The organism is Streptomyces sp. ACA25, assembly GCF_028200735.1.
GTDB lineage: Bacteria > Actinomycetota > Actinomycetes > Streptomycetales > Streptomycetaceae > Streptomyces.
Genome location: NZ_JAQKPV010000008.1, coordinates 1 through 19,205 on the forward strand (window position 1 = coordinate 1; position 19,205 = coordinate 19,205).

Annotated in this window: 3 protein-coding genes and 1 pseudogene; all 4 read right to left on the minus strand. The window is 73.3% G+C overall.

What is annotated here, in order from left to right:
* The coding region (locus PJ985_RS13910; protein ID WP_271684051.1) for a beta-ketoacyl synthase N-terminal-like domain-containing protein at positions 1-1,020 on the minus strand (1,020 nt) is incomplete at its 3' end.
* Positions 1,017-7,592, minus strand: a pseudogene (locus PJ985_RS13915) (SDR family NAD(P)-dependent oxidoreductase); the annotation flags it as partial. The pseudogene PJ985_RS13915 and the gene PJ985_RS13910, both read right to left, overlap by 4 nt.
* Before the next feature lie 85 nt (positions 7,593-7,677).
* Entirely contained in the window at positions 7,678-18,507 is a 10,830-nt protein-coding gene (locus PJ985_RS13920) for a non-ribosomal peptide synthetase (RefSeq protein WP_271684053.1), read from the minus strand.
* A complete protein-coding gene (locus tag PJ985_RS13925; RefSeq protein ID WP_271684054.1) occupies positions 18,504-19,205 on the minus strand; it encodes an FMN-binding negative transcriptional regulator in 702 nt (233 codons plus the stop codon). The genes PJ985_RS13920 and PJ985_RS13925 overlap by 4 nt, the downstream gene beginning before the upstream one ends.

The following is a 19,205-nucleotide window of genomic DNA, read 5'->3' on the forward strand; positions in this document are numbered from 1 at the left end:
CGCGTCAGCCAACGCACGACCGACAACCCGCTGCTGGGACGGTCCACTCGGAGCCGTCAGACCATGGGAAGCACCGTCCTGATTGACCGCACTGCCGCGCACCAGCGCCAGCACCCGGTGGCCGTTGCGGCGCGCGTCCGACAGCCGTTCCAGCACCAGCAGGCCGACGCCCTCGCCGAAGCCGAACCCGTCGGCAGCCTCGGCGAACGCCTTGCAGCGGCCATCGGCGGCCAGCGCACGCTGGCGGCTGTACTCGGTGAACACGGCCGGGGTGGAGAGCACGGTCGCGCCGCCCGCGAGCGCCATCGTGGACTCGCCGGACCGCAGCGACCTCACCGCGAGGTGCAGCGCCACCAGCGACGACGAGCACGCCGTGTCGATTGATACGGCGGGACCCTCCAGGCCGAGGGTGTAGGCGAGTCGGCCGGACAGCACGCTGGGCGAGGTGCCGGTGACGACATAGCCCTCCAGCTCGGTGCCCGACGCACCCGCGATGTCGGAGTAGTCCTCACTGCTGAATCCGACGAACACGCTGGTCGCGCTCCCGCGCAGGCCGTCCGGGTCGATCCCGGCGCGCTCCAGTGCCTCCCACGCGGTCTCCAGTACGAGCCGCTGCTGCGGGTCCATCGCCAGCGCCTCGCGGGGGCTGACCCGGAAGAACCCCGCGTCGAACGCGGTGGCGTCGGTGAGGAAGCCACCCTCACGGGCGTACGACGTGCCCGGCCGGTCCGGGTCCGGGTCGTAGACCGACTCCATGTCCCAGCCACGGTCGGCCGGGAACGCCGAGACCGCGTCGGTCTCGTTCGCGATCAGATCCCACAGGTCCTCGGGCGCGGTGACGCCACCGGGGTAGCGGCAGGCCATGCCGACGATCGCGACGGGCTCCCGGTCGCGGTTCTCGACCTCCCGCAGCTTGCGCCGGGCGGTCTGCAGATCTCCCGTGACCTGCTTGAGATAGCTGAGCAGCTTCGCCTCGTCGGTCTTCGGCGTGCCCCCGGGCCTGTCGGACTGCTCGGTCATGCGATCCCTCGGTCGATCAGGTCGAACAACTCATCTGCGGTGACGGCGTCCAGCGCCGCAGCGTCGGGTCCTTCGCCGGACGCGGCAGCGTCCCAACGGGCGGCCAGCTCGCGCAGGTGCGCCGCGACGCGCGTACGGTCGGCGCCGTCGGCGGGCAGCGCCGCGAGCGCTCCCTCCATCCGGGCCAGGTCGGCGATGAGCCGGTCGGCGGCGGCGCCGTCCGACCCGCTCGGCATGAGGGAGCCGAGGAGGTGGTCGGCGAGCGCCATCGGCGTCGGGTGGTCGAAGATCAGCGTGGTCGCCAGGCGCAGCCCGGTGGCCGCGCCGAGCCGGTTGCGCAGCTCGACGGCGGTCAGCGAGTCGAAACCCAACTCCTTGAACCCGCGCGCGAAGTCCACCGCGCCCGGACCGGCGTATCCGAGCACATCGGCGACGTGACCACGGACGACGTCGAGCAGCGTGTGCGCACGCTCGCTCGCGGGCAGCGCTGCGATCCGCGCGACCAGAGCGGCACCGTCGTCGACGGGCCGCGCGGCCGAAGCGACCGGCACCGCCGAGGCGCCGGTCAGGCCGCGCAGCAGACGGGGCGCCGTCCCCGCGCGCAGCGCGGCGAGGTCGAGGCGCGCGGTGACGGTCACGGCGTCCCCGGTTCGGGTGGCCGCGTCGAACAGGGCCAGGCCCTCGGCCGCCGCCATCGCGGCGATGCCGCCCCGGCCGGCCCGCGCCACGTCGGCGGCGTCGAGGTGCCCGGTCAGGCCGGTGGAGTCCGCCCACAGGCCCCACGCGAGCGAGGTCGCAGGCAGCCCTTCGGTGCGGCGTCGCTGGGCGAGTGCGTCCAGGAAGGCGTTCGCAGCGGCGTAGTTGGCCTGGGCCGGCGTGCCGAGGGTGCCCGCCACGGAGGAGAACAGTACGAACGCGGCCAGGCCCCGGTCGCGGGTCGCCTCGTGCAGATGCCATACGGCGTCGGCCTTCGGGCGCAGTACGGCGGGCAACCGGTCGGCGGTCAGCGCGGTCACCACGCCGTCGTCGAGTGCGCCTGCGGTGTGCACCACTGCGGTCAGCGGGCGCTCGGTGGGCAAGCCTGCCAGGAGCGCGTCGACGGCGGCCCGATCGGTGACGTCGCACTGAGCGAACCGAGCGGTGGCACCCAACTCGGCCAGCTCCGAGACCAGTTCGGCAGCACCTGGCGCTTCGGCACCCCGACGACTGGCCAGCAGCAAGTGCCGGGCGCCGTGCTCGGTGACCAGGTGCCGGGCCAGCAGGCCGCCCAGCACGCCCGCGCCGGTGAGCAGCACCGTGCCGTCGGCGTAGGGGGCGACAGTGAGCACGATCTTGCCGGTGTGCCGTGCCTGCGCCATGAACCGCAGCGCGGCGCGAGCATCGGCCAGCGGCCAGGTACGGGTGGGCAAGCCGCTCACTTCGCCCGCTGCGACCTGGGCGACGACCTCGCCCAGCAGGCCCTGGATGCACTCGGGACCCGCTTCCATCAGATCGAACGCGCGGTAGGTGATGCCGGGCAGGGCCGTGGGGTCACGGCGGTCGGTCTTGCCCAGCTCGATGAACCGGCCGCCCTCGGCGAGCAAGTCGAGGGAGGCGTCGGTGAACTCGCCCGCCAGCGAGTTGAGCACCACGTCCACAGCCGGGAACCGCTCGGCGAACTCGGTGGTCCGCGACGAGGCGATGTGGTCGTCGTCCAGGCCCGCGGCGCGCAGCACACCGTGCTTGGCCGGGCTCGCCGTGCCGAACACCTCCGCGCCGAGCAGGCGGGCGAGCCGGACCGCAGCCAGACCGACGCCGCCGGTGGCGGCGTGCACGAGCACGCGGTCGCCGGGCCGTACGTCCGCGAGGTCGACCAGTGCGTAGCGGGCGGTGGCGAACGCCGACGGCAGCGCTGCGGCCTCCACCCACGACCAGCCCTCGGGGACCGGCACGACGAGGCGGCGGTCCACCACGGCCAGCGGTCCGAACCCGCCCGGCACCATGCCGAGTACGCGGTCGCCCACGGCCAGGTCGGTCACGTCCGCACCGAGCTCGAGCACGGTACCCGCGGCCTCGGAGCCGATGGCGTCGACCTCGTCCGGGTACATGTCCAGCGCGCACAGCACGTCGCGGAAGTTCAGGCCCGCCGCGCGGACGGCGATGCGTATCTGGCCGGGTGCGAGCGGAGCGGAGGCGGCAGGCGCGGCGACGGCCTCGATGCCGTCGATGGTCCCGGGCCGCACCACTTCGACCCGCCACGCGTCCGCACCGGCGGGCGGGCGCAGCGTGTCGTCGGCCACCCGGGCCAGCCGCGCGACGGACAGTACCCCCTCGCGGAGTGCGGACTGCGGCTCGTCGCCCACGGTGGGCACGGCGCGCAGCGACTCGGCCGCGCCATCGGTGTCGATGAGCAGGAAGCGGTCGGGGTGCTCGGTCTGGGCGGACCGCACCAGGCCCCATACCGCGGCGGCGGCCGGGTCGGGCGCCTCTCCGGGCCCTACCGCGACGGCACCGCGCGTCACCACGGCGAGTCGGGCGGCGGCGAACCGCTCGTCGGCGAGCCACTCCCGCAGCAGGCCCAGCACCTCGGCGGTCACGCGGTGGGTGTCGGCGACCATGCCGGCACCAGCCACCACCGGCGCGAGCACCAGGTCCGGAACGGATGTGATGCCGGCGAGTGTGCGGTGCAGGGGTGCGTCGAAGCCCACGGCGTCCGAACCCACCACGGCACAGTGCACGGCGGCGACGGGCTCGGCGGCCACCCACTCCACGCGGAACAGCGAATCCCGCGTGCCCGCGGCCATCGCGGCGCGCAGCTGGTCGACCGACGCGGGCCGCAGCCGCAGCGCGGTCAGCTCCACGACGGGTATGCCCTCGGTGTCGGTCGCGGTGAGCCGTACCTCGTCATCGGTGACGCGCTCGGCGCGCACCCGCAGCACACGGGCGGCGCTCGGACGCACCGTCACCCCGGTCCACGAGAACGGCAGCAGCACCGGGGAGTTGTCGGGGTCGGCGGCCAGCACTGCTTGGGTGGCGGCGTCGAGCAGCGCCGGGTGCACGGCGAAGTCCGCCGCGTCGACGGTCTCGGGCAGCGCGACCTCGGCGAATGTCTCGTCTTCGCGGCGCCACAGCGCCCGCAGGCCGCGGAAAGCGGGGCCGTAGCCGAACCCGCGTCCGGCGAACCGGTCGTAGACCCCGTCCAGCGACACGGGTTGCGCCCCGGAGGGCGGCCACTGCCCTTCGACGGCGCCGGCCGGCTCGGCCGGGGCCAGCAGGCCCGACGCGTGCGGGGTCCAGCCACCGTCGGCGAGCGAGTGCACGGTGACCGCGCACCGCCCGGACTCATCGGCACCGCGCACGGTCACTCGCAGGGTGAGCCCGTCGGCGGGAACGCCGATCGGCGCGGCGAGTGTCAGTTCATCGATCAGGCCACAGCCCACCCGGGCTCCCGCGTGGGCCACCAGCTCCAGCACCGCCGTGCCAGGCACGACGACCGTGCCCAGCACGGCGTGGTCGGCCAGCCACGGGTGCGCTTCGGGGGTGATGCGGCCGGACAGCACGAGGCCGCCGTCATCGGGCAGTTCGACCTCGGCGCCCGCCAGCGGGTGTCCGCCCGCGACCAGGCCGACGGCGGCGAGGTCACCCGCGCCCGCCGCCCCGGGAGCGAGCCAGTAGCGCTCCCGTTGGAATGCGTACGTGGGCAGCTCGACCGGCCGCGCGCCGGCCGCGTCGAACACCGGCCGCCAGTCGACCGGCACACCTGCGGCGGCCACCTCGGCCAGTGACGTGATGAACCGCTGCTGGTCGCTCTCGTCCCGGCGCAGGGTCGCGGCGACACGCAGCTCCAGGCCCTCGGCCTCGGCGGTCTGCTGCATGGCGACGGTCAGCACGGGGTGCGGGCTCACCTCAACGAACCCGCGGTGGCCCTCGGACAGCAGACCCCGTACGGCGTCGGCGAAGCGCACCGGCTCGCGCAGGTTGCGGTACCAGTAGCGGGCGTCCAGCTCGCTCCCCTCGACCCAGTCAGCGGTCACCGTGGAGTACAGCGGAACCTCGCTGTCGCCGGCCCTGATGCCCTTCAGCTCGGCGAGCAGCCGCTCGCGGACCGCTTCCACCTGCGGGGAGTGCGACGCGTAGTCGGCGGCGACGCGGCCCGCGCGCAGGCCCTCGTCGTCGCACAGGTCGAGCAGTTCCTCCAGTGCTTCGCGGTCGCCCGCGACCACCAGCGACCGCGGGCTGTTGACCGCGGCCACACCGAGCTGTCCGGGCCAGCGCTCCAGCATCTTCTCGACGTCGGCCGCGGGCGCGGACACGAAGCCCATGCCGCAGCGGCCCGGAAGGCCGACCACGGCTTTCGCGCGCAGTGCGACGATCTTCGCCGCGTCCTCCAGGGTCAGCGCGCCCGCGACACAGGCGGCCGCGATCTCGCCCTGCGAGTGGCCGACCACGGCCGACGGCACCACGCCGTGCGCGCGCCAAACCGCGGACAGCGACACCATCAGCGCGAACAGCACCGGCTGCACCACGTCCACGCGGCTCAGCGGCGGCGCGCCCTCGGCGCCGCGCAGCACATCGATGACCGACCAGTCCAGGTACGGGGCCAGGGCGCGTTCACACTCGGCCATCCGCTCGGCGAACACCGGCTGGGTGTCCAGCAGTTCGACGCCCATGCCGAGCCACTGGCCGCCCTGCCCCGCGAACACGAACACCACGCGGCCGTCGGCCCCTGCGCTTCCGCGCACGACGGCCGGGTCGGCGCCGCCCACGGCGAGCACGTCGAGGCCGGCCAGCAATGCGGTACGGTCCCGGCCCACCACGGCCGCCCGGTGGTCGAACGCCGTGCGGTGGGCTGCCAGCGTCAGCCCCACGTCGGCGGGCGACAGCGCGGAGTCTGCGGCGGCGAAGGTACGCAGCTGGGCGGCCTGGGCGCGCAGCGCGGCCTCGGTGCGCGCGGACAGCAGCCACGGCACCGGAACTGCCGCGGTCCGCCTCGACTCGTCCTCGGCCTGGGGGGCTTCGACCGGCGGGACGTCGACCGCGGGCGCTTCCTGGACGATCACGTGGGCGTTGGTGCCGCTCACGCCGAACGACGACACACCCGCCCGACGCGGCCGGTCGGTACGCGGCCACTCCCTGGCCTCGGTCAGCAGCTCCACCGCGCCGGACACCCAGTCCACGTGCGGCGAGGGCGCGTCCACGTGCAGGGTCTTCGGCAACAGCCCGTGCCGCAGCGCCAGCACCATCTTCATGACGCCGCCGACTCCCGCCGCGGCCTGCGTGTGGCCGAGGTTGGACTTCAGCGAGCCCAGCCACAGCGGCCGGTCGCGGTCCTGTCCGTACGAGGCCAGCAGCGCCTGTGCCTCGATCGGGTCGCCCAGTTTGGTGCCGGTGCCGTGGCCCTCGACCGCGTCCACATCAGTGGGCCGCAGACCCGCGTCGGCCAGCGCCTGCCACACCACGCGCTGCTGGGCAGCGCCGCTCGGCGCGGTAAGGCCGTTGGATGCGCCGTCCTGGTTGGTCGCGGTGCCGGGCAGCAGCGCCAGTACCTCGTGTCCGTTGCGCCGCGCGTCGGAGAGGCGTTCGAGCAGCAGCACGCCGACGCCCTCGGACCAGCCCAGGCCCTCGGCTGCCTTGGCGTAGGAGCGGCTGCGGCCGTCGGGGGAGAGGCCGCCCTGCTTGGTGAAGTCGATGAACAGTTCCGGCGTCGGCATCACGGTCACGCCGCCCGCGAGGGCCATCGTGGACTCCCCCGAGCGCAGCGACCGTACCGCCTGGTGGATGGCGACCAGCGAGGAGGAGCACGCAGTGTCCACCGTGACCGCCGGCCCTTCCAGGCCCAGCACATAGGCGATCCGCCCGGACAGGACGCTGGACAGGCGACCGGTCAGCGCGTGGCCGTCGCTGCCCTCGGGGACGCCCGCGAGCAGCGATGAGTACGACTGGGCGTTGGCGCCGACGAAGACGCCGACCTTGCCGCCGCGCCACGAGCCGGGCTCGACGCCCGCACGCTCCAGCGCTTCCCACGAGGTCTCGAGCAGCAAGCGCTGCTGCGGGTCCATCAGCTGCGCCTCACGCGGGCTGATACCGAAGAACCCCGCGTCGAACAGGGCCACGTCGTCGAGGAATCCACCGTGCCGGGTGCAGCTGGCCGCCGGCCCCGCCTGGTCGGCGAGCGCGGCGAGGTCCCAACCGCGGTCCTCGGGGAACGCCGAGATCGCGTCGCGCTCCTCGGCGATGACCCGCCACAGTTCATCGGGCGTGGTCACCCCGCCCGGGTAGCGGCAGCCCATGCCGACCACCGCGATCGGATCGTCGTCGTCCGCGCGCCTCAGGGGCTCCTCGTCGTCGGCCACGGCGACGTGCTTCCCGTCGGCCGCGTCGACCAGCAGATCCGCCAGAGCCCGCGCGGTCGGGTAGTCGTAGATGGCCGTCGTCGGCAGCTTGACGCCGGTGATCCGGCTGAGCCGCAGCAGCAGTTGTACGGCGGTCAGTGAGCGCAGTCCCAGCTCGCGGATGGCGCGGTCGGGTTGTACGTCGGCGGCGGTGCCGAGGTCGAGCACCTCGGCGACCTGATCCAGTACGAGGTCCAGGACGAGTCTGCGGCGTTCGGGCTCGGGCAGGCCGCCGAGGCGGTGCGCGAGAACCGGCGACTGACCGGTCGGCGAGGTGTCCAGCGGCTCAGGCATGGGTGGTCCCCTCCAGCGGGTCCGACATCGGCAGAGCAGAGACGGGCAGGCCGGGATCGGCGAGCGCGGCGGACAGCAGAGTGGCCGTGTCCGCCAGCAGGACGTCGACCGTGGTCTGGTCGTGCACGGCGGCACGGTGCACGACGTGCCCGGTGAGGCCGCCGTCGGGGTCCTCGACCAGGTGTACTTCGAGGTTCCAGCGGGCGTACACGCGCTCGCCGGCGAACGGCTCGACGCGCACGCCGGGCAGTCGCAGTTCGCCCAGCTCCACGTTGACGAGCTGGAACACCACGTCCACCAGCGGTTCGCCCGGGTCGAGGCCCAGGCCTTCGGCGACCCGCTCCCACGGCAGTGCCTGATGGGCGTAGGCGTCGACCGCGGTCGTGTGCACCCTGCCCAGCAGGTCGGCGAACGAGGGGTCGCCGTCGAAGCCGACGCGGAGCGGTACGAAGTTGGCGAAGAACCCGACCATGCCCTCCACCTCCGCGCGGGTGCGGCCCGCCACGGGCGAGCCCACGGCGAGGTCGTGCGAGCCCGTGGCCCGGGCCAGCGTCGCGGTGAAAGCGGCGAGCAGCGTCATGTAGAGCGTGGCCCCGTGCGCGGCGCCGACCTGCCGGGCGGCGTCAACCAGTTCGGCGGGCAGTCGCCACTCGGTCAGCACGCCCGCGTTGTCGCCGGCCACCCGGGCCCGGGCGCCGGGCAGCACCAGGGGTTGCAGCCCACGCAGCCGGTCGCGCCAGTGGTCGAGTTGCTCGTCGAGTACGGCGCCGGTCAGCCAGGACCGCTGCCAGACTGCGAAGTCGCCGTACTGCAGTGGTAGTTCGGGCAGGCGCGGCGCGCGCCCCTCGCTCAGCGCCGCGTACACCTGGGACATCTCCGACCACAGCACGCCCTGCGACCACCCATCGGTGGCGATGTGATGCACCATCAGCAACAGCACATGGTCGTCGGGGGCGATCCGCAGCAGCGTCGGCCGCAGCACCGGTCCACGGACCAGGTCGAACGGCCGGGCGGCTTCGACGCCCGCGGCGGCGCGGGCGGCGGCCTCGTCCGGCACGTCCACCGGAAGCAGTTCGATCTCGGCGGGGGGCAGCACGACCGTCGCGGGCTCGTCGCCCGGCACGAACACCGTGCGCAGCACCTCGTGCCTGCGTACGACCTCGGTCAAAGCCCTGCCGAGCAGATCGATGTCCAGATTCCCGCCGAGCCGCAGGGCCAGCGGGATCGTCCAGACCGCGTCGTCGGGGTCCGCCTCGTGCAGTTGCCACAGCTGGCGCTGGGTCAGCGAGAGCGGCAGCGGCCGGTCCTTCTCCACCGGCACCAGCGGCGGCACCGCCGAGCGCGGTGCGGCGGCCACGACCTCGGCGAGCGCGCGCGGAGTGCGGTGGTGGAACAGCTCGCGCAGGGACACCTCGACACCCAGCACTTCACGGATGCGCGCGACCGTGCGGGCCGCGACCAGGGAGTGCCCGCCGAGGGCGAAGAAGTCGTCGTCGACGCCGATCCGCTCGGCCTCCAGGACCTCGCGGAAGATGCCGCACAGCGCCTCTTCCTCGCGGCTGCCGGCTACGGCGAAGCCCACGTCGAGCGTGGTGCGCAGGTCGGGCGACGGCAGTGCGCCGCGGTCGACCTTGCCGGTGGTGGTCAGCGGGAAGGCGTCGAGCACGACGAACGCCGACGGCACCATGTAGTCCGGCACGGCCTCGGCCAGGTGCGCACGCAACCGCGCCGGAAGGTTGCCGTCCGCTCCGGGCGCGGCCACGACGTAGCCGACGAGCCGCTTGACGCCCGGGGTGTCCTCGCGGGCGACAACGACGGCGCGCGTCACCTCGGGGTGGCGCAGCAGTACGGCCTCGACCTCGCCCAGCTCCACCCGGAACCCCCGGACCTTGACCTGGTGGTCGAGCCTGCCGAGGAATTCCAGGCTGCCGTCCGGCCGCCATCGTCCCAGGTCGCCCGTGCGATAGAGGCGGGATCCCGGCGGACCGAACGGGTCCGGCACGAACTTCCCCGCGGTGAGTTCCGGCTTGCCGATGTAGCCGCGAGCGAGGCCAGGACCCGCGAAGCACAGCTCGCCCGCCACGCCCACCGGCACGGGCCGCAACTCGCGGTCGAGCACATACGCGCGGGAGTTGTCGACCGGCCACCCGAGGTGCGCGGTGCCGGGCCAGTCGGCGACGTCGGCGGGCAGGGTGAAAGCGGTGACGACCTGGATCTCGGTCGAGCCGTAGTGGTTGTGGATGCGCAGCCACGGCCGGGCGGCGCAGAACTCCCGCAGTACGGCGTCGAGCGACAGCGGCTCGCCGGCCTGGGACATGTGGCGCAGCGAAGTCAGCCGCGCGCGGCCCGCGTTGGCCTCCTCGGCCAGCGCGCGGATCATCAGGTTCGGTACGAAGGCCTGCTCGATGGCCCGCTCGTCCAGCCAGCGGGCGAAGCGAGCCGGGTCGCGGCGCACCTCGTCGGCCGGGATGACCAGCGTCTCGCCGTAGAGCAGCGCGGAGAGCACCTCCTGCACCGACACGTCGAAGGTGAGGGCGGTGAACTGCGCGGTGCGCGTGCCGGGGCCGCCGGGGACGGCCTTCTTCTGCCAGGCCAGCATGTTGACCACGCACCGCGCGGGCATGGCGATGCCCTTGGGGGTGCCGGTGGAGCCGGAGGTGTAGACGACGTATGCCAGGGAGTCCGGGCCGGGCCCGTCCGCCTCGGCGGCGGGCACGGCAGGGTCGCCGTCCGGCAGGGCGTCCAGCAGTACGAGTGCGGTGTCGTCGGCGAACACACCCGCGTGGGCCCGCTCGGTGACGGCCACGGTCATCCCCGTGTCGTCCACGATGAGCCGGACTCGCTCACGGGGGTGGGTCGGGTCGATCGGCACGTACGCCGCGCCCGCCTTGAGGACGCCGACCAGGCCCACGATCATCGCGGTGCTGCGGTCCAGGCAGAGACCCACGAGATCGTCCGGCCGCACCCCGTGGGCGCGCAGCTGCCGTGCGACCCGCTCGGCGGCACGATCCAGTTCGGTGTACGTCAGGGTGTCGTCGCCGTATTCCACCGCGCGGGCGTCCGGCGTGCGGGCGGCCTGCTCGGCGAAGAGCTCGGCGAGCGACGCGTCCCGGTACGGCACTGCCGTGTTGTTCCAGCCCTCAAGCAGCTGGTAGCGGTCAGCGTCGTCCAGGAGGGACACCGCGGACAGCGGTGCGTCCGGGTCGGCGAGAGCGCCGCGGAGGACGACGGTGAGGTGGTGCAGCAGCCTGCGTACGGTTTCGGCCTCGAAGAGGGCCGTGGCGTGCAGGACCGTGCCGCGCACGCGGTCCCCGTCCTCGGTCAGGTGCACTTCCAGGTCGACGCGGGTGAACGCGTGCTCGTCGAGCAGCGGCTCCAGTCGCGCCCCGCCGAGCCGGTCGCCCTTGTCGCCGGGCGCCCTCATGAGCTGGAAGACCACCTGCACCAGCGGGTTGCGGGACAGGTCTCGCTCGGGTGCGAGCGCCTCCACGAGGTGCTCGAACGGCACGTCCTGGTGCTCCAGGGCGCCCACCGCTGACTCCCGCACCCGGCCCAGCAGTTCGCGGAACGTCGGGTCACCGGAGAGATCGGTCCGCAGCACCAGCATGTTGACGAAGAAGCCGATCAGCCGCTCCACCTCTGCGCGGGTGCGGCCCGCGACGGGCGTGCCGACGGCGACGTCCTCGGTGCCGGCGAAGCGCGCCAGCACCACGGAGAACGCGGCCAGCAGCGTCATGTAGAGCGTGGCGCCCTCGTCGTCGCCGAGCGCCCTCGCGGCGCGGACCAGATCCTCGGGCAGCTCCCACGACTGGGAAGCGCCCGCCGACGTGGCCACTGCGGGCCTCGGGTGATCCAGGGGCAGTTCCAGCGGGCGTAGCCCGGCGAGCCGGTCGCGCCAGTACTCCACATGACCGTCGAGTACGGCGCCGGTGAGGTGCGCGCGCTGCCATACAGCGAAGTCGCCGTACTGCACGGGCAGTTCGGGCAAGACGGGCTCGCGCCCTTCGAGCGCGGCGGTGTACGCCTCGGCCAGCTCACCCCAGAAGACCGCGTGCGACCAGCCGTCGGTGGCGGCGTGGTGCACGGTGATCAGGACGGCGTGGTCCTGGGGCGCGAGCCGCAGCACACGGGCGCGCAGCAGCGGGCCCCGCGCCAGGTCGAACGGAAGGGCGGCGTCCGCTGCGGCCAGCGCCTGCGCCTCGGCCTCGCCGGCCACGTCGGTGACGGCAAGAGGTATCTCGCACGTGTCCTGGACAACGGCGACCGGCGTGCCGCCGCCGCCGTCGGCAAAGACCGTACGGAGCGCCTCGTGCCGGGCCACGACGGCCGACAGCGCACCGCGGAATGCGTCGGCGTCGAACGGTCCACGGGCGCGTACGCCCATCGCCACGTTCCAGAAGCCGCTGTCCGGGGTGAGCCGGTCGAGGAACCACAACCGCTGCTGGGAGAAGGACAGCGGCAGCGCGCCGTCGCGCGGCGCGGGCCGGATCACTTCCACCTCGGTGGCGAGGTCGCCGACCGCCTCGGCCAGCCTGCGCGGTGTGCGCAGCTCGAACAGCGACTGCAGCGCGACGTCGGGACCGAAGCGGGCCCGGATCTTCGCGATCGCCCGGGTGGCCAGTAGCGAGTGGCCGCCGAGGGCGAAGAAGTCGTCGTCAACACCGACCGGTTGCACCTCGAGCACCTCGGCGAAGATCTCGCACAGTGCCTTCTCGGGCTCGGTCGTGGGCGGTACGTACCCGGCCTCGGCGACGGAGCGCGCGTCCGGCGCGGGCAGCGCCCTGCGGTCGATCTTGCCGGTGGTGGAGAGCGGGAACCTGTCCAGCGCCACGAACGCCGACGGCACCATGTAGTCCGGCACTCCGCCGGCCGCGTGGGCGCGCAGCGCGGGCAGCACGCTCTCGTCGCTGCCGGGCTCCAAGACCACGTACGTCACCAGACGCTTGTCGCCCGGGACATCCTCGCGTACGGCGACGGTCACCTGTGACACGGCGGGGTGGCGCAGAAGCACGGCCTCGATCTCGCCCAGCTCCACCCGGAACCCGCGGATCTTCACCTGTGCGTCGATCCGGCCCAGGAACTCCAGCGCGCCGCCGGGCAGCCACCGCACGACGTCGCCAGTGCGGTACATCCGCGCGCCGGACGGGCCCCACGGGTCGGGCACGAACTTCTCGGCGGTCAGCTCGGGCATGCCCACGTAGCCGCGCGCCACGCGTGGCCCGGCGATGACCAGCTCGCCCGCGACACCCAGCGGCACCGGCGTGAGATCGCTGTCCACGACGTACACACGGGTGTTGTCGATCGGCGCGCCGATCGGGACCCGGGAGCCCGTCAGCGTGAAGCCGGGCTCCATCGGGAACAGCGTGGCGAACGCGGTCGCCTCGGTCGGGCCGTACGCGTCGACAACGGTCAACTGCGGGTGGGCGGCCATCACTCGGGCCACGGTCTCGCCCGAGACGGCCTCGCCACCGGTCAGCACCTCGCGCAGGCCCTCGAAGCAGGGCAGGCACTCCTCAACGAGCAGGCTGAACAACGGCGCGGGCAGGCACATCGCTGTGACGCCGTGCTCGCGGATCAACCGGTCGAAGGTCTGCGGCTCCACGTGCTCGTCGGCGGCGATGACGACCTGCTTGCCCGCCAGCAGGAACGGCCACAGCTCGTAGGCGGAGATGTCGGTGGCCAGCGGGAAGTGCAGCAGCACCCGCTCGTGGTTCCCGTTGAGCCACCGGCGGTCGGCGGCCAGCACCACGACGTTGCCGTGGGTCACCGCCACGCCCTTGGGCTCGCCGCTGGAGCCCGACGTGTAGATCACGTACGCCGTCGAGTCGCGGGGCGGGTCGATGCCGGGGTCGGTGTCGGGCGCGTCGCCCGGATGATCCACGTCGAGCACCGTCGCACCGGCGGTGCCGGGCACGGGCCGGTCGGCGATGACGAGGCGCAGGCCGGACGTGGCCACGATCCGCTCGGTGCGGCCCGCCGGGTTGCGCGGGTCGAGCGGCACGTAGGCGCCGCCCGCCTTGAGCACGCCGAGCACAGCCGCGACCATGTTGGCCGACCGGCCGGTGGCCACTCCGACCGGCTCGTCAGGACCGACTCCCTGCGCCAGCAGGATGTGCGCGAACCGATTGGCCCGCCGGTCCAGTTCGGCGTACGTCACCCGCTCGTCGCCGCACACCAACGCCACGGCGTCGGGAGTACGGGCGGCCTGCTCGGCGTACAACCGCGGCACGGACCCGTCCGGCAGCGGCGCAGCCGTGTCGTTCCACTCGACCAGCACACGGTGCCGGTCGGCGTCATCGAGCATCGTCGCCGCGGAGATCGGCCGGTCGGGGTCAGCGAGCACCTGGCCGAGGACCACGGTGACATGGCGCATGAGCTGGCGGACGGTATCGGCGTCGAACAGGTCAGCCGCGTAGAGCACGGTCGCGGTGACGTCGTCGTCCACCTCGACGGCGTGCACTTCGAGGTCCATCCGGGTGTACGCGTGGTCGAGGTCGAAGTGCTCGACCTCGGCACCCGCCCACGACGGCCACCCCGGCGCGCCGGTGAGCAGCTGGAAAGCCACCTGCGCCAACGGGTTGCGCGAGAGGTCACGCTGCGGGCGCAGCCGCTCCACCAGGTGCTCGAACGGCACGTCCTGGTGCTCGACGGCGCCCACGGCCGACTCCCGTACGCGGCCCAGCAGTTCCCGGAAGGTCGGGTCGCCCGAGGTGTCCGTGCGCACCACGACGACGTTGACGAAGAAGCCGATCAACGCCTCGACCTCGGCGTGGGTGCGGCCGGCAGTCGGCGAACCCACGGCCACGTCATCCGTCCGTGCGTAGCGGGACAGCACGACGTTGAACGCGGCCAGCAGTGCCATGTAGAGCGTAGCGCCCTCCTGGGCGGCCACGGCGCGGGCGGCGCGGACCAGCTCGGCGGGCACGGCCCACGGCAGTGCGCCCGCCCGGCCGGTGGCGACCGCGGGGCGCGCCTTGTCCAGCGGCAGCTCCAGCGGACCAAGGTCCGCCAGCCGCTTGATCCAGTAGTCGGCGCGGCGCTCCAGCACGTCACCGGAGAGCCATGACCGCTGCCACACCGCGAAGTCGGCGTACTGCACGGGCAGGTCTGCCGGCGCGCTGCCGGAGTACGCGGCGGCCACCTCCGCCCACAGCAGCGCCTGGGACCAGCCATCGGTCGCCACGTGGTGTACGGCGACCACCAGCACGTGGTCGTCCTGACCGAGGCGCAGCAGGGTGGCGCGCAGCAGCGGACCGTGGGCGAGATCGAACCCGATCGAGAGCTCCGCCGATGCCGCCGCACGCGCCGCGTCGACGCCGTCCACCTCGATCAGGGGCAACGGGACTGGTGCGGGAGCACCGATGACCGCGACGGGGACGCCGTCCTCGACAGCGAAGGTCGTACGCAGCGCCTCGTGGCGGGCTACAACGGCCGACAGAGCCTCCGCCAGCCGCGCGGGGTCGATCCCGCCGCGCACCCGCATGGCGCCGCCCGACGTGTAGGACGCGTTGCCCGGGGCGAGTTGGTCGAGGAACCAAAGCCGCTGCTGTGCGAACGACAGCGGTAGTGGGCCCTCACGCTCCACCGCCACCAGCGGCGGCGCGTTCGTGGCCCCCGCCGCGGCGACGACAGCGGCCAGCGCGCGGGCAGTGCGGTGCTCGAACAGCTCCCGCAGCGGCACCTCGGCGCCGAGCACGCTCGCGACCCGGGCGATGACTCGGGTCGCCAGCAGCGAATGCCCACCGCGGACGAAGAAGTCGTCCTCGGCGCCGATGTCCGCGACGCCCAGCACCTCGGCGAAGATGCCGCACAGCGCGCGCTCGGTCTCGGTGCGCGGCGCGACGTGGCCCGCCCCCTCCTCTTCCTCGGGGGCGGGCAGCGCGGCACGGTCGATCTTGCCGGTTGCGGCGAGCGGCAGCGCGTCCAGCAGGACGTACGCCGACGGCACCAGGTAATCCGGCAGGGCGGCCGACGCGTACGTGCGCAACGCGGCGACGTCGCCGCCGTCGACGTTCGCGCGCGGGACGACATAGGAGACGAGCTGCCTGCCCGCCGCGCCATCACCCCGTACGACGACGGCGACGTGCGCGACGGCGGGGTGCCCGGCCAGGACGGCCTCGACCTCGCCCGGCTCCACGCGGAAGCCCCGCAGCTTCACCTGGCCGTCGGCGCGGCCCAGGAACTCCAGCACGCCGGCGGCCCGGCGGCGCACCACATCACCCGTGCGGTACATACGCGTCCCGGGCGGGCCGAACGGGTCGGGCAGGAACCGCTCGGCGGTGTCCAAGGGGCGACCCGCGTAACCACGCGCCAGGCCCGCGCCCGCCACGTACAGCTCACCGGGTACGCCGAAGGGCACCGGCCGCAGGCGGTCATCGAGAACGTAGGCGGTGGTGTTGTCGATCGGCAGGCCGATGGGCACCCGGCCGGCCGGCGAAGGATCCCCCGGCGCCATCGCGTGCACCGTGGCGAACGTCGTGGTCTCGGTGGGGCCGTAGCCGTTGAGCACCGTCAGACCGGGGTGTGCGGCACGCACGCGGGCCACGGTCCCGGGCAGCACCGTGTCACCGCCCGCGATGACCTCGCGGAGACCCGCCAGGCACTCCACGTTCTCCTCGGCCACCAGGTCGAACAGGCCCGACGTCAGCCACAGAGCAGTGACGCCGTACTCGGCGACCACCCGCGCGATCGCCCGCGGCCCGATCGCTCCTGGCGGGGCGACGACCACGCACCGGCCCGACAGCAGTGGCGACCACAGCTCGTAGGTCGAGGCGTCGAACGCGTGCGGCGAGTGCAGCAGCACGCGCTCGTGCGCCCCGTTGGCCCACCGCCGGTCCAGGGCCAGGGCGGCCACGGCGCGATGCGTCACGACGACGCCCTTCGGCGTACCGGTGGAGCCCGACGTGGACATCACGTACGCCAGGCCGTCAGGGTGCACGGCATCATCGGGCGCGGTGTCCGGGACATCGCCCAGGTCGGCCCGCAGGTCCGCCACCGGCAGGTCCTCGGCGCCCGGAACCGCCTCGTCACGGTCGGCCAGCAGCAGCGCCGCGCCCGTGGCGGCGAGGACCGCTCGGGTACGCCCGGCAGGGTTGCGGCCATCCAGCGGCAGATACGCACCACCCGCCTTGAGCACGGCCAGCACGGCGACCACCAGACGCACGGACCTCTCCGCCGCCAGTGCGACCACGTGTTCCGGTCCGACGCCGCGGTCCCGCAACACATGGGCGAGCCGGTTGGCGGCCCGGTCGAGTTCGGCGTACGTCCACGCGTCGGCGCCGTCGACCACCGCCACGGTGTCCGGCGTACGCGCGGCCTGCGCGGCGAACAGTGCGTGCAGCGTGCCGTCGGGCAGCGGCACGGTCGTGCCGTGCGCGGCCGCGAGCAGCACGGACCGCTCGTCGGCGTCCGTCATCGGCAGCCGGGACAGCGGCGCGTCCGGGGCTTCGGCCGCCGCGCGCAGCACGGTCGTCAGATGCCGGGCCAGCCCCTCGACGGTCTCGGCGTCGAACAGTGCGCGGCTGTAGTTGGCCAGGCCGCCCACCCCGCCGTCGGCGTCCTCGCCGAGGTAGATCTCCAGGTCCATCCGCGTGAAGGCGCGGTCGCCCGCGAACGGCTCGGTGGTGGTTCCGGAGAACGCCGCGGGGCCCGACGTCGGCCCTTGCACGACCTGGAACACGACCTGAGCCAGCGGGTTGCGCGACAGGTCACGCTCGGGGACCAGCTTCTCCACCAGGTACTCGAACGGCACGTCCTGGTGCGCCATCGCGTCCACCGATGCCGTGCGCACGCGGTCGACCAGTTCGCGGAACGTCGGGTCGCCCGACAGATCGGTGCGCGTCACCACGGTGTTGACGAAGAACCCGATCAGGTTCTCGACCTCGGACATCGGCCGGCCCGCGACGGGCTGTGCCACGGCGACGTCCTCAGTACGGGCGTGTCGCGCCAGGACGATACTGAAGGCGGCCAGCAGCGTCATGTGCAGGGTCGCGCCCTGCTGCTCCCCCACGGCTCGGGCAGCTGCGACCACGTCTGCGGGCAGCCGCCACATGACGACCCCGCCCTCGGCCGACGCCACTGCGGGGCGCGGCCGGTCCAGCGGCAGCTCCAGGGGCGTGAGGCCGGCCAGGGTCTCTCGCCAGAACTCCAGGCGCCGTTCCAGCTCGGCGGGGGGCAGCGTGCGACGCTGCCAGGCGGCGAAATCAACGTACTGCACGCGCAGTTCGGGCAGCACCGGTTCCCGGCCGTCGGCCAGTGCGGCGTACGCGGCAGTGAGCTCGGCCCACAGCACGCCGTGTGACCAGCCATCGGTGGCTATGTGATGCACCGTCAACAACAGTATGTGGTCGTCCTCGGCCAGCCGCAGCAGGCGGGCGCGGAACAGCGGCCCCTCACGCAGATCGAAGGGGCGTGCGGCCTCGTCGCCCGCCAGTCGCTCCGCCTCGGCCTCATCGGCGACGTCGACCACGGGCACCGGCACCGGCGCGGCGGGCTGTATGACGGCGGAGGGCACACCGGCGTCGTCGGTGAAGACGGTGCGCAGCGTCTCGTGCCGTGCCACGATCCGGCTCAGCGCACGGCCGAGCACTTCGGTGCGGAGAGGGCCGCGCACGCGTACGGCGGATCCGAAGTTGTAGAACGCGCTGCCCGGCATCAGTCGGTCGAGGAACCACAGCCGCTGCTGCGCGAATGCCAACTCCAACGGCCGGTCCCGCGGCACAGGTGTGATGCCTGCGGATCCCGCGCCCACCTTCGCCGTACGCGCCCGCAGCCTGCTCAGCGCCGAGTCCAGACCCGGTCGCCCCCCTGCTCTCCTGGTCATCCGAGTACCCCGGGCTCGTCGTCGAGGCTGACGATGCCCCGGGACCGCATCAGTGCGGCCAGACTCCGGTGTGTCCCCGACTCGCTGCCCTCGAAGTCCTCGAAGTCCTCGACGATCTTCCGTCGTATTGGCTCCGGCTTCTCCTGGCTGAGCTTGAACATCGTCTGTACCGACTCCACCTGTAGCTCGAAGCCGCCCACACCGGGCGCGATCTTGCGGAAGTACTCCACGGAGGACTCCTGGTCCCACCCCTGCCCGAACCCGGCTTCCAACCGCCGTGCGGTCTCCCGCACGATCTCCAGCACCTCTGCGGGGTCGGCGATGGGGTGCAAGGTGCCCACTATGTGCACCGCCGTGAAGTCCCATGTGGGTGCCGCCGGCGTGACCCCGTACACCGTCGGTGACACGTAGCCGTTCGGCCCCTGGAACACCACCAGCGCTCGATCGCCCTCGCGCATCGCTGTCCACTGCGCGTTACGCACGTTCATGTGGCCGACCAACGTCGAACCGACCAACGTCGAGCCGGCCGCGACGGCTTCCTCATCAGCGCCGTCGGGCCCGTGGCGGAACAACACCGGCGCGTGCGTGCCCGAGGGGGCAAGCTCCCCCGGCGTCACCACCAGAGCCAGCGGGTTGGCCTTCAGCATGGCCAGGACCGGACCGCTGCGGTCGTCGGAATACTGCGCACGCTCGTGCAC